Origin of the sequence: Ancylobacter sp. WKF20 (assembly GCF_029760895.1) — a bacterium.
GTDB lineage: Bacteria > Pseudomonadota > Alphaproteobacteria > Rhizobiales > Xanthobacteraceae > Ancylobacter.
In genome coordinates this window covers 2,915,041-2,927,645 of sequence record NZ_CP121679.1, presented here as the reverse complement: position 1 = coordinate 2,927,645, position 12,605 = coordinate 2,915,041, and the positions used below count along the sequence as shown (strand labels likewise).

The window sequence follows — 12,605 nt, the reverse complement described above, 5'->3', positions numbered from 1 at the left end:
CGCTTTAGCGCACGGTGATGCCGGGCTCGCCCGCACTCGCCTGCCCGATGATCGCCGCGCGGGAAAAACCTTCCGCCCGGATCTGGGCGAGAAGGCGCGGGGCGGCGTCGGGCGCGCAGGCGACGAGCAGGCCACCAGCGGTTTGCGGATCGGTGAGCAGATGGCGCTGCGACTCTGGCAGGCCGGCGGGGAGCGTCACGCCCTCGCCATAGCTCGCCCAGTTGCGGTGCGAGGCGCCGGTGACGAAGCCGGCCTGCGCCAGCGCGGGGGCCTCATCGAGGAAGGGCAGGGCGGCCGCCTCGATCTCCAGCCGCAGCCCGGCGCCGCGCGCCACTTCCAGCCCATGGCCGAGAATACCGAAGCCGGTGACATCGGTGACGGCGTGAACATCGCTGTCCCGGCCGAGCGCCGTGCCGACCTTGTTGAGCTGCGTCATCGCGCCGACCATCTCGGCATAGGCGGCCGGCGACAGCGCCTCCTTCTTGAAGGCGGCCGAATAGATGCCGACGCCGAGCGGCTTGGTCAGGATCAGCGCGTCCCCAGCCTTCGCCGTGCTGTTGCGGCGGATGTGAGAGGGGTGGGCGGTGCCGATGACGGCGAGGCCATAGATCGGCTCGGGGGAATCGATGGAATGCCCGCCGGCGATGGGGATGCCCGCCTCGGTGGCGATGGAGGCGCCGCCCTTGAGGATCTCGCGCACCAGCGCGGGATCGAGCTTGCCGAGCGGCATGCCGAGGATCGCCAGCGCCAGCAGCGGCTTGCCGCCCATAGCGTAGACATCGGAAATCGCGTTGGTCGCGGCGATGCGGCCGAAGGTGAAGGGATCGTCCACCATCGGCATGAAGAAGTCGGTGGTGGCGATGAGGCAGGTCTCGTCATCCAGCTGCCACACCGCCGCGTCGTCGCCGGTCTCGGTGCCGACGAGGAGCTGGGTGAACGCCCCCGCCGCCGGCTGTTCGGCCAGCAATTCGCGCAGCACCGACGGCGCCAGCTTGCAGCCACAGCCCCCGCCATGGGCGAGGCTGGTGAGGCGGAACGGGGCGGGGGTGTCGGTCGGCTTGTCGAGCATGTCGTCTACCTCTGCAAGGCGTCATCCCGGACGGCTGAAAGCCGATCCGGGATCGCATGAAATTGGCGAGCGGTCCCGGCTCTTCGCTGCGCTTCGGCCGGGATGACGATGCTCGGCATCACGCCGAGATCTCGCTGGCCTTGATGGTGTAGCGGAAGGCGTCCGGGTCGAGGCAGTCCTGGCGCAGGCTCGCGACTTCCGCCTGCGGGTACATGAGGAAGCCGAGCTTGGGGCCGGAGGAGCCGGGCAGGGCGATGTCGTGGCCGTCATTATAGGCGAGCCAGTTTCCCTCCCACGAGCCGAACAGCGCCTTGCGGGCGGCGACCACCTTGGCGTCGTCCATGGCGTTCTTGCCCGGCGGTTCCTCCAGCACGACCTTGCGCACATCCGCCGGATCGGTGGCGACCCAGCCGAAGCCGTCCAGCCACACCTCGGCGCGGCAATGCTGCGCCTTGGAGATGGTCGGCGAATTGGCGCCGAGGCTCTTGTAACCGAAGGCGGAGGGGGCGACGCGGATGCCATAGATGTCGCGCGCGGGAATGCCGGCGGCGCGGTTGAGGCCGACGAACAGAGCGTTGAGATCGGCGCATTTGCCGCCGAGATTGCCGCTGGTCAGCAGCGCGGCGATGTCGCCCGTGCCGCAGCCGCGCGTGGCGGCGTTGCGGTAGGTGTTCTCGACCACCCATTCATAGATGGCGCGGGACTTCTCAAGGTCGCTCGTCTTGCCGGCGGTGATCTTGTCGGCGGTCGTCTTGACGATGCCGTCGGTGGGGATGAGGTCGGTCGCCTTGAGGAAAAGCGAGCGCTCCTCCGGCGTGAGGGCGGCGACGGTGCCGGGCTTGGAGAGGTCGGTGGCGCGGTCGCGGGTGGCGAAGGTGGAGATGATCTCGACCTTGGGCGCGGTCTCGCCCGCGGCCCAGACGAGGTGCAGCATGTCGCTGCCGTAATGGGGATCCTTCACCACGGTGGCACTCGCCGCGTTGGTGGTCCAGCGGTTCTCGCCGGGCTTGAACCAGTCGGCGGCGCTGTAGGAGGGCAGCGGCACCCAGGCCTGGGCCGGCCCACTCTTGCCGTCGAGCGGGGCGACGTCGAGCGTCGTCACCACCTCGAACTGCCGCCATTTGCCGGGCGAGGGGGCGAAGGTCGCGGCGCCCGCCGCGGCGCCCGCGGTCGCGGCGCTTTGAGCGAAGGCGTGGGCGGGAAGCGTGGTCGCGGCGGCGAGCGCGGCGCCGGCTTTCAGGAAATCACGACGGCTGGTCATGAGGGGGCTCCCGGTCGGTGAGAGGAGGCAGCGCCGCCGCATCCGGCGTGGCTGTTGAGGTGGAAAGGCGGTCCAGCGCCGCGCGGGCGTCCGGGTGGTCCCAGTCGATGGGGCCCTCGGCGGTGCGGCGGATGATATGGGCGGGGTCGAGCAGCAGGGTGGCCGGCAGGACGGTGACGCCGAAGGCGCGGCTCAGCGCGCGGTCCTCGTCGATCAGCACGGGGAAGCCGAGGCCCGCGCCCTTGAACTGCCGGTCGAGAAAGCGGCGCACGCGCACCGGCACCTCGCCGACATCGACCGCCAGAATCACGGGTCCGGTCGCCGGATCGAGCTGCGCGGCGAGGCGGGACAGGCCGGAAAGTTCCTCCCGGCACGGCTCGCACCAGGTCGCAAAGAAGTGAACCACCACCGGCCGGCCGTGCAGCGCAGCAAGGCTCAGCGGCGGTCCGTCGAGGCTCGGCAGGGTGAGGGCCGGCGCCGCGCTTCCGGGCACGGGCAGGGACGCGGCGAGCGCGCTCGCTCCCGTCGTGAGTGACGCAAGGGAAGCAAGGACAAGGCCGATCAGGATTTTCAGTGCGCCCCGCCACGCGGGAGCCTTCAAGGCGAACACGGCGCGATGCTGCGCCGGTCGGTTCGCCGCGTCAATCCGCCGGATTGATAGCCTGTGCGATGGTGCGGCGCATCATTGCCAAAAGCCACGCCGACGGTGCTGGTATGCCACGAACCTACTGAAACACAACGGCTTTTCCTACCAAGGTCGGCCCCTCCAATGTTTGACATTGGAGCCGCTCGAAACTAGCCTGACGATTGGATTACCCTATCGGCCGATGGGGATAGGAAGGTAACTCGGGAGGGTCGCCATGAATATGGAGCTCTCGCGCCGGACGTTCTTGAAAACGTCGGGAGCGGGGATCGCGGGTACGACGCTGGGAGCCTTCGGCTTCAGCGAGGCAGAAGCGGCGGTGGCGGCCTATATCAAGCCGTTCCATCTCGCCAACACCACCGAGACCCGCAACACCTGCACCTATTGCTCGGTCGCCTGCGGCATCATCATCTATTCCAAGGGCGACCTGCGAAAGGGTGAGAAGGCCGACATCGTCCATATCGAGGGCGACGCCGACCACCCGACCAATCGCGGCACGCTCTGCCCCAAAGGCGCGGCGCTGCGCGACATCGTGAAATCCGAGACGCGGCTCACCCAGCCGATGATCCGCAAGGCGGGCTCGGACAAGTTCGAGCCGATCTCCTGGGAGGCGGCGCTCGACAAGATCGCCCGCGCCATGAAGGACGATCGCGACGCCAATTTCGTCGCCACCAACAAGGACGGCGTGACCGTCAACCGCTGGACCACGACCGGTATGCTGGCGGCCTCCGCCACCACCAACGAGACCGCTTTCGCCACCTATAAGGTGGTGCGAAGCACGGGGATGCTGGTTTTCGACAATCAGGCGCGCGTCTGACACGGCCCGACGGTGGCGAGTCTCGCCCCAACATTTGGCCGTGGCGCAATGACCAATTCGTGGACCGACATTCGGAACACGGACCTCGTCGTCATCATGGGCGGCAATGCCGCTGAAGCCCATCCCTGCGGCTTCAAATGGGTCACGGAGGCGAAGGCCACACGTGGCGCGAAGCTGATCGTCGTCGATCCGCGCTTCACCCGCTCCGCCGCGGTGGCGGATTTCTACGCGCCCATCCGGCAGGGCACCGACATCGCCTTCCTGCTCGGCGTGATCAATCACTGCATGCAGACCGACAAGGTGCAGTGGGAGTACACCAAGGCCTTCACCAACGCGTCCTTCATCGTGAAGGAGGGCTTCACCTATCAGGACGGGCTGTTCACCGGCTACGACCCGGAGAAGCGCGACTATGTGAAGGACAGCTGGGAGTACGAAATCGGGCCGGACGGCTTCGCCGTGGTGGACGAGACGCTGCAGCACCCGCGCTGCGTCTGGAACCTCCTGAAGGCGCATGTCGCGACCTACACGCCCGAGCTGGTCGAGCGCATCTGCGGCACGCCCAAGGACAAGTTCCTCAAGGTCGCGCAGATGATCGCCGAGACGTCCTCGCCCACCAAGGCGATGACGTCGATGTACGCGCTCGGCTGGACGCAGCACTCCAAGGGCTCGCAGAACATCCGCACCATGGCGATGCTGCAGCTCATCCTCGGCAATATCGGCATCCGTGGCGGCGGCATGAACGCGCTGCGCGGCCACTCCAACATCCAGGGGCTGACCGATATCGGGCTCATGTCCAACATGCTGCCCGGCTATCTGAACCTGCCGACGGAGAAGGAGCCGGATATCGCGACCTACATGTCGACGCGCGGCTTCAAGCCGCTGCGGCCGAACCAGATGAGCTACTGGCAGAACTACCGGAAGTTCTTCGTCAGCTTCATGAAGGCCATGTACGGCCCGGCGGCGACGGCGCAGAACGACTGGGCCTATAACTACCTGCCCAAGCTCGATGTCGCCTTCTACGACATATTGCGCGCCTTCGAGCTGATGAAGAACGGCAAGATGAACATCTACATCTGCCAGGGCTTCAACCCGCTCCAGGCCTTCCCCAACCGGGCCAAGCTCTCGCAGGCGCTCTCCAAGCTCAAGCTGCTCGTGGTCATGGACCCGCTGCAGACCGAGACGGCGCGCTTCTGGGAAGATCACGGCGTCTACAACAAGACCGACCCGGCCAGCATCCAGACCGAGGTGCTCCAGCTCCCCACCACCTGCTTCGCGGAGGATGAGGGCTCGCTGGTCAATTCCGGCCGCTGGCTGCAATGGCACTGGCCGGGCGGCTCGCCCCCCGGCGAGGCGCGCACCGATGCCTGGATCATGGCGCAGATCCATCTGCGGCTGAAGGACATGTACCGCAAGGAGGGCGGGGCGTTCCCCGACCCGATCCTCAACCTGTACTGGCCCTACAAGGATCCGGGCGAGCCGGCGCCGGAGGAACTCGCCAAGGAGATGAACGGCTACGTCATCTCCGACGTGTTCGATCCGAACGACTCGACCAAGAAGGTGCTGGAAGCGGGCAAGCAGGTCTCCGGCTTCGGCGTGCTGCGCGACGACGGCTCGACCGCGGCGGGCTGCTGGATCTATTCCGGCTGCTGGACCGAGGCCGGCAACATGATGGCGCGCCGGGACAATTCCGACCCGGACAATACCGGCGCCTATCTGAAATGGTCGTTCGCCTGGCCGGCCAATCGGCGCATCATCTACAACCGCGCCTCCTGCGACCGCGACGGCAAGCCGTGGGATCCCTCACGCAAGCTGATCGAATGGGACGGGGCGAAATGGTCCGGCTACGACGTGCCGGATATCGCCCCCACCGCTAAGCCGCAGGATGTGGGGCCCTTCATCATGAACGCGGAGGGCGTCGGACGCCTGTTCGCGCGCAAGATGATGCGGGATGGGCCGTTCCCGGTGCATTACGAGCCGTTCGAGAGCCCGGTCGCCAACGTGATCGCGCCCAAGGTGCGCGGCAACCCGGTGGCGCGCGTGTTCAAGGATGACTGGGCGCAGTTCGCCGATGTGGGAGACCCCGGTTTCCCCTATGCGGCGACCAGCTACCGGCTCACCGAGCACTTCCACTACTGGACCAAGAACAACCACGTGAACGCGGTGCTCCAGCCCGAGCAGTTCGTCGAGCTTTCCGAGGAACTGGCGCGGGAGAAGGGCATCACCAAGGGTGGCTGGGTCCGGGTGTGGTCGAAGCGCGGCGAGATCCTCGCCAAGGCGGTCGTCACCAAGCGCATCAGGCCGATGGCCATCGACGGCAAGACCGTCCACGTGGTCGGCATCCCCATTCACTGGGGCTTCGTCGGCGCGGCGCGCAAGGGTTTCCCGGCCAATGTGCTGACCCCCTTCGTGGGCGACGCCAATATCGAGACGCCCGAGTTCAAGGCCTTCATGGTCAATATCGAAGCGTCCACCGGGCCGGTGGCGTAGGGAGGCGGCGCAGATGTTTCCCCCAATTCCCAACCCGTCGACCGCCCCCGATGCCGCCAGCGCCAGGTTCGGCGAGAAGGACATTCTTCGCCGCTCGGCCTCCGAGGTCACGCCGCCCGCGCAGCGGCTGACCGAGGTCGCCAAGCTGATCGATGTGTCCAAATGCATCGGCTGCAAGGCCTGCCAGGCCGCGTGCCTGGAATGGAACAACCTGACCGAGGAGATCGGCTTCAACCACGGCGTCTATGACAACCCGATGGATTTGACGCCGAACACCTTCACCCTGATGCGCTTCACCGAATGGGTGAACCCGGAGACCGAGAACCTCGAATGGCTCATCCGCAAGGATGGCTGCATGCATTGCGAGGATCCCGGCTGCCTGAAGGCCTGCCCCTCGCCGGGCGCCATCGTGCAGTATTCCAACGGCATCGTGGACTTCCAGCACGAGAACTGCATCGGCTGCGGCTATTGCATCAAGGGCTGCCCGTTCAACATCCCGCGCATCTCCAAGGTCGATCACACCGCCTACAAGTGCACGCTGTGCTCGGACCGCGTGGCGGTGGGCCAGGGCCCGGCCTGCCAGAAGGCGTGCCCGACCCAGGCCATCGTCTTCGGCACCAAGGACGAGATGAAGGACTGGGCCGCACACCGCATCACCGACCTGAAGTCCCGCGGCTATGAGAATGCCGGCCTCTACGACCCGCCGGGCGTCGGCGGCACGCATGTCATGTATGTGCTCCAGCACGCCGACCAGCCCTCGCTCTATGCCGGGCTGCCGGACAATCCGCGCATCTCGCCGATCGTCGAGACCTGGAAGGGCGTGACCAAATATGTCGGTCTCGCCGTGATGGGCTTTGCCGCCGCGGCGGGCTTCCTCCACTACATGGTCGCCGGCCCGAACAAGGTGGCCGAGGAGGATGAGGAAAACGCCGAGAAGCTGCTGGCCGGCACCGCGCCGCCGCCCAACGAGGCGTCCCGTCCCGAGGGGAGGGTGTGATGGCCGCGATCCCGCATCAGCATGTCCCCGATGATGTCGAGCCGGGCGATGCCGTCCGGCCCGGCCACCCCGTGCAGGTGAAGCGCTACACGGTGGGCGCGCGCATCAACCACTGGATCACCGCCATCAGCCTGGTGCTGCTGGCGCTGTCCGGCCTCGCGCTGTTCACGCCGAAGCTGTTCTTCCTCACCAATCTGTTCGGCGGCGGGCAGTGGACGCGCACGCTGCACCCGTGGATCGGCGTGGTGCTGTTCGTCTCCTTTGCCCTGCTGTTCATCCGCTTCTGGCGCGCCAACCTGCCGGCGCGCGAGGATGTCGACTGGGTGGCGCATTCCGCCGACCTGCTCGCCGGGCGCGAGGAGAAGATGCCGGAGGTCGGCAAGTACAATGCCGGCCAGAAGGGCGTGTTCTGGGCGATGTCCGGCCTCATCATCGTGCTCATCGGCTCGGGCATCGTGATGTGGGACCAGTATTTCTATGACCTCACCACCATCCCGCAAAAGCGCTGGGCGATCCTCGTCCACGCCATGGCGGCGGTGGTCATCATCTGCGTCTGGATCATCCACGTCTATGCGGCGATCTGGGTGAAGGGGACGATCGGCGCGATGACGCGCGGCGAGGTCACCGGCGGCTGGGCCTGGCGCCATCATCGCAAATGGCTGCGCGAACTGGTGAGCCGTCCCGGCAAGCCACCGGCGACGCCCGCCGAGTAAGCGGGGGGCAACCGTCATCCCGGACGGCCGAAGGTCGATCCGGGATCGCGTGCCGCGAACAATGCCGATCCCGGCTCTGCGCGCTCCGCGCTTGGCGGGGATGACGATCAATCAATGCCGCGCTTCGTTCCACGCGCGGTTCCGCAGCGGGGCGTTGGCGCGAGCCCGCGACGCCCCACATCAACACGTGGCCCGTGCGGTTCGTGAGGACATGATGCCGGAAGACCTTCAGCCCGACCCCTCGATGATTGGCGGGGTCACCACCCCGCCCTTCGCCGTGCTGCCCGATCCCGCGACGCTGTTCGCCGCCCGCGCTGTGCGGCTGCGCAGCTATGCGGCGGTGAGCCCGATGGCGCCGTTTCTCAATTTCGTGGCGGGTATCGTCGATGGCCAGCACGCGATTGTGCCGACCCTGCCGCCCGTCGCCGCGCCCGATCCGCAGGCGCTGGAGCGCGCCCGCAGCTTCGAGATGCCGCCGATCGACCGCGTGGGCGTGAAGCTCGACGACACGCTGGACGCCACGCTCGACGCGCTGTTCGACGCTGCCGCCAAGGTGCGGATGCCGGAGGAGGCCGAGGCGGCGCTCACCCGCGTGCGCCTCGCCGACGGGGCGCTGCGCGCGCAGATGGTGCGGGACGTGCTCGCCCATGACATGCCGGTGGAGACGCTGGCCGAGCATGTCTATGTCGCCGCCGCGCTGCAGGTGCATGCCGCGCGTCTCGCCGCGACGCTCGATGCCAAGGCGCTGGTGCCGGTGGGCGATGGCGTGTGCCCGGCCTGCGGCGGGCCGCCCGTCGCCTCGCTCATCGTCGAGTGGCCGAACGCCCATGGCAACCGCTACTGCGCCTGTTCGCTCTGCGCGACGCTGTGGAACTATGTGCGCATCCGCTGCTGCGCCTGCGGCTCGACCAAGGGCATTGGCTATCAGGGCATCGAGGGCGGGCCGGAGACCATCAAGGCCGAGACCTGCGACGAGTGCCGCACCTATGTGAAGGTGCTCTACCAGAACAAGGACATGACCATCGAGCCGGTGGCCGACGATATCGGCTCGCTCGGGCTCGACATGATGATGCGCGAGGGGCCGTACCGGCGGGCGGCGTTCAACCCGTTCCTGCTCGGCTATTGAGGGGGCGGCCATGGATACGCCCATCCGTCCCTCCCTGCGCGACCTGCCCGCCGTCGATGCGGTGCTGAAGACGCCCTCCGGCCAGCTCGCCATCGCCCGCTTCGGCCGCCTGCCGGTGACGCAGGCGGTGCGCGGCGCGCTGGACGAGGTGCGCGCCCGCCTCCTCGCCGGGAAGCTGGCGAGCCTGCCCACCCCGGACCATGTGGCGCTCGCCGCCACCAGCGCGCTGGAAGGCGCGGCGCGGGCCTCGCTCGCCCCGCTGTTCAACCTCACCGGCACGGTGCTGCACACCAATCTCGGCCGGGCGCTGCTGGCGGAAGAGGCGGTGGCGGCGGCCACCGCCGCCATGCGCAGCGCCGTCGCGCTGGAATTCGACCTGTCGACCGGCACGCGCGGCGAGCGCGACGACCATGTGCGCGATCTGCTGATCGAGCTGACGGGGGCGGAGGACGCCACCGTCGTCAACAACAACGCCGCCGCCGTGCTGCTGGTGCTCAACACGCTCGGGCTCGGCAAGGAAGCCATCGTCTCGCGCGGCGAGCTGATCGAGATCGGCGGCGCCTTCCGCATGCCGGACATCATGGCCCGCGCCGGGGTGAGGCTCATCGAGGTCGGCACCACCAACCGCACCCATGCGCGCGATTATGAGGGCGCGCTCACCCCCGAGACCGGGCTGGTGCTGAAGGTCCACACCTCGAATTACCGGATCGAAGGGTTCACCAAGGAGGTGAGCGCGCGCGAGCTGGCGAGCATTGCCGGGGCGCGCGGCGTGCCGCTGGTGAACGATCTCGGCTCCGGCACGCTGGTCGATCTCGCCCGCATCGGCCTCGCCCATGAGCCGACCGTGCGCGAGGCGGTGGCGGAGGGCGCGGACCTCGTGACCTTCTCCGGCGACAAGCTGCTTGGCGGGCCGCAGACCGGCTTCATCGTCGGGCGCAAGGATCTGATCGCGAAAGTGAACCGCAACCCGATGAAGCGGGCGCTGCGGGTGGACAAGATCCGGCTGGCCGCGCTGGAAGCGACGCTGAAGCTCTACCGCGATCCGGACCGGCTCGCCGCCCGCCTGCCGACGCTGCGCCTGCTCGCCCGCACGCGCGACGAACTGCGCGCCGTGGCCGAACGGCTCACCGCGCCGGTGGCGGCGCGGCTCGGGCCGGGCTTCACGGTCGAGGTGGCGGACTGCACCAGTCAGATCGGTTCCGGCGCGCTGCCGCTGGAAACGCTGGCCAGCGCCGCGCTCGCCATCCGCCCGGCCGGGGACGCCTCTGGCGGGGCGCTCAACGGCCTCGCCACGCGGCTGCGCGGTTTGCCGGTGCCGGTCATCGGGCGCGTCAATGAGGGCGCTTTGCTCCTCGATCTGCGCTGCCTGGAGGATGAGGCGGGATTTCTCGCCAGCCTCGACGCGCTGGGGGCGGCGCCATGATCATCGGCACGGCCGGGCATATCGACCATGGCAAGACCGCGCTGGTGGGCGCGCTCACCGGGGTCGATACCGACCGGCTGAAGGAGGAGAAGGCGCGGGGCATCTCCATCGACCTCGGCTTCGCCTATCTGCCGACCGAGGCCGGCACGCTCGGCTTCATCGACGTGCCCGGCCATGAAAAGTTCATCCACACCATGCTCGCCGGGGCGAGCGGCATCGACGCGGCGCTGCTGATCGTCGCCGCCGATGACGGGGTAATGCCGCAGACCCGCGAGCATCTGGCGCTGATCGACCTGCTCGGCATCCGCCGGGGGGTCGTCGCGCTGACCAAGGCGGACCTCGCCGACGCGGATCGCCGGGCGCAGGTGAGCGCCGAGATCGCCGCTTTGATCGAGGGCACGGGCCTTGAGGGGGCGGAGATCCTGCCGGTCTCGTCGGTCACCGGCGAGGGGGTGGACGATCTGCGCGGCCGCCTCGTCGCCATGGCCGCCGCTTTTCACGGACGCGCGGGGGAGGGGCGGTTTCGCCTCGCCGTGGATCGCTGCTTCACCCTGGCGGGCGCCGGCACGGTGGTGACGGGCACGGTGCTCTCCGGTGCCGTGCGGCTGGGCGACAGTGTGAGCGTCAGCCCCTCCGGCCTCACGGCGCGCGTGCGCTCCATCCATGCGCAGAACCGCCGGGCGGAGGAGGGCCGCGCCGGGGACCGCTGCGCGCTCAATCTCGCCGGCGAGGGCATCACCCATGACGCCATCCATCGCGGCGACATGGTGCTCGACCCCGCGCTGCACGCCCCCACCGTGCGGATCGACGCGAGCGTCACCGTCCTCGCGGGTGAGCCGAAGCCGCTCGGCGCGTGGTTCCCGGTGCGGCTGCACCATGCCTCGGTCGAGGTCGGCGCGCGGCTGGTGCCGCTGTCGGACGAGGCGATCGCGCCCGGCGGGGAGGGGTGGGCGCAGCTCGTGCTCGACCGGCCGATCGCGGCGGCGGTGGGCGACCGCTATGTCATTCGCGACACCTCGGCCCAGCGGACCATCGGCGGCGGACGCTTCCTCGATCTGCGCGCCCCGGCCCGCAAGCGGCGGACGCCGGAGCGGCTGGCGCAGCTCGCGGCGCTGGAAGCCGGCGACGCGCCGACGGTGCTGGCGCGGCTGCTCGATCTCGATCCCTATCATCTCGATCTCGACGGCTTCGTCCGCGACCGGGCGCTGGAGATCGGCGCGACCGAGCATCTGGCGGCGGCGCTCGGGCTCATCCTGTTCGGGTCGCCCGGCGCGCGCATCGTCCTCTCCGTGCGGCGCTGGGCGCTGTACCGCGAGGCGATGCTGGAGACGCTCGCCGGTTTCCACGCCGCCAATCCCGATCTGGCCGGCATGGGGGCGGAGAAGCTGCGGCTTTCCCTCACCCCGCGCCTGCCCAAGCCCGCCTTTACCGAGGCGCTGCGTCGGCTCGCCGAGGAAGGCGGGTTGGTGCTGGAGGGCGCCTGGGTGCGCCTTGCCGGCCATGAGGTCCGACTTACGGAAGCCGATGAAATTGTCTGGGAGGCCATCGCCCCCAGGCTCGGCGGCGCCGAGCGCTTCCGCCCGCCGCGCGTGCGTGATCTCGCCGGGCTGCTGGGCGAGGCGGAAGCCGATATTCGCCGGCTGATGAAGCTGCTGGCCCGGCTCGGCCGGGTGGACGAGGTGGCGCACGATCATTTCTTCCTGCGCGCTAGCGTCGCCGAACTGGTCGGCATGGCCGCCGAACTCGCCGCGGCCTCACCCGACCGGCAGTTCGGCGCCAGCACCTTTCGCGACCGGGTCGAGCGCGACGCGGCGCCGGCCGGCCGCAAGGTGGCTATCCAGATTCTGGAGTTTTTCGACCGCCATGGCGTGACGCTGCGCCGGGGCGACCAGCGCCGCATCAACCCGCACCGGCTGGACCTGTTCGGCGCGATCGGCGAGAGTGAACTTCCCGCGACAGGCGGGCGATGGAAGAGCGTCCCATCCGGTGATGGGGCCGGACTTCAAATCCGGTAGGGGCCGCGAGACGGTCCTTGGTGGGTTCGACTCCCACTCTCTTCCGCCAGTTTT

General features: G+C 68.6%; 9 protein-coding genes and 1 tRNA gene. 7 read left to right on the top strand and 3 right to left on the bottom strand.

Annotated elements, in window-relative coordinates; translation table 11 throughout:
* Positions 1 to 4 precede the first annotated feature (4 nt).
* From selD to AncyloWKF20_RS13505, 3 genes are all read right to left on the bottom strand, one after another.
* Positions 5 to 1,069 carry a selenide, water dikinase SelD gene (gene selD, locus AncyloWKF20_RS13515; RefSeq protein ID WP_279314547.1) on the bottom strand — a complete coding sequence of 355 codons (1,065 nt, stop codon included), beginning with the start codon at positions 1,067 to 1,069 and terminating at the stop codon, positions 5 to 7.
* A gap of 118 nt (positions 1,070 to 1,187) precedes the next feature.
* On the bottom strand, positions 1,188 to 2,330 hold the full coding sequence (locus tag AncyloWKF20_RS13510; RefSeq protein WP_279314546.1) for a transglutaminase-like domain-containing protein: 1,143 nt from the start codon (positions 2,328 to 2,330) through the stop codon (positions 1,188 to 1,190).
* Complete coding sequence (locus AncyloWKF20_RS13505) at positions 2,314 to 2,940, bottom strand: TlpA disulfide reductase family protein (RefSeq protein WP_279314545.1); 627 nt, start codon at positions 2,938 to 2,940, stop codon at positions 2,314 to 2,316. The genes AncyloWKF20_RS13510 and AncyloWKF20_RS13505 overlap by 17 nt, the downstream gene beginning before the upstream one ends.
* A 250-nt stretch (positions 2,941 to 3,190) precedes the next feature.
* Here AncyloWKF20_RS13505 and fdnG point away from each other — a divergent pair, with 250 nt between their 5' ends.
* The 7 genes from fdnG (at position 3,191) to AncyloWKF20_RS13470 (ending at position 12,600) form a co-directional block, all read left to right on the top strand.
* Entirely contained in the window at positions 3,191 to 6,277 is a 3,087-nt protein-coding gene (gene fdnG / locus AncyloWKF20_RS13500) for a formate dehydrogenase-N subunit alpha (protein ID WP_279314544.1), read from the top strand.
* A gap of 13 nt (positions 6,278 to 6,290) precedes the next feature.
* Positions 6,291 to 7,274: a formate dehydrogenase subunit beta gene (fdxH, locus tag AncyloWKF20_RS13495; protein WP_279314543.1), complete on the top strand. Its 984-nt coding sequence runs from the start codon at positions 6,291 to 6,293 to the stop codon at positions 7,272 to 7,274.
* Entirely contained in the window at positions 7,274 to 7,987 is a 714-nt protein-coding gene (locus tag AncyloWKF20_RS13490; protein WP_279314542.1) for a formate dehydrogenase subunit gamma, read from the top strand. The genes fdxH and AncyloWKF20_RS13490 overlap by 1 nt, the downstream gene beginning before the upstream one ends.
* A gap of 211 nt (positions 7,988 to 8,198) precedes the next feature.
* Positions 8,199 to 9,113: a formate dehydrogenase accessory protein FdhE gene (gene fdhE / locus AncyloWKF20_RS13485; RefSeq protein ID WP_279317973.1), complete on the top strand. Its 915-nt coding sequence runs from the start codon at positions 8,199 to 8,201 to the stop codon at positions 9,111 to 9,113.
* A 10-nt stretch (positions 9,114 to 9,123) separates the two neighbouring features.
* Complete coding sequence (selA, locus tag AncyloWKF20_RS13480) at positions 9,124 to 10,536, top strand: L-seryl-tRNA(Sec) selenium transferase (RefSeq protein WP_279314541.1); 1,413 nt, start codon at positions 9,124 to 9,126, stop codon at positions 10,534 to 10,536.
* Positions 10,533 to 12,551: a selenocysteine-specific translation elongation factor gene (selB, locus tag AncyloWKF20_RS13475; protein WP_279314540.1), complete on the top strand. Its 2,019-nt coding sequence runs from the start codon at positions 10,533 to 10,535 to the stop codon at positions 12,549 to 12,551. The genes selA and selB overlap by 4 nt, the downstream gene beginning before the upstream one ends.
* Positions 12,505 to 12,600, top strand: a tRNA-Sec gene (locus AncyloWKF20_RS13470). Before selB ends, AncyloWKF20_RS13470 begins: the two co-directional genes overlap by 47 nt.
* Positions 12,601 to 12,605 lie beyond the last annotated feature (5 nt).

Excerpts from the sequence above, each read along its gene's own strand:
- selD (WP_279314547.1), bottom strand. The coding sequence starts at position 1,069 with ATGCTCGACAAGCCGACCGACACCCCCGCCCCGTTCCGCCTCACCAGC.
- AncyloWKF20_RS13510 (WP_279314546.1), bottom strand. The coding sequence starts at position 2,330 with ATGACCAGCCGTCGTGATTTCCTGAAAGCCGGCGCCGCGCTCGCCGCC.
- fdxH (WP_279314543.1), top strand. The coding sequence starts at position 6,291 with ATGTTTCCCCCAATTCCCAACCCGTCGACCGCCCCCGATGCCGCCAGC.
- AncyloWKF20_RS13490 (WP_279314542.1), top strand. The coding sequence starts at position 7,274 with ATGGCCGCGATCCCGCATCAGCATGTCCCCGATGATGTCGAGCCGGGC.
- fdhE (WP_279317973.1), top strand. The coding sequence starts at position 8,199 with ATGATGCCGGAAGACCTTCAGCCCGACCCCTCGATGATTGGCGGGGTC.
- selA (WP_279314541.1), top strand. The coding sequence starts at position 9,124 with ATGGATACGCCCATCCGTCCCTCCCTGCGCGACCTGCCCGCCGTCGAT.
- selB (WP_279314540.1), top strand. The coding sequence starts at position 10,533 with ATGATCATCGGCACGGCCGGGCATATCGACCATGGCAAGACCGCGCTG.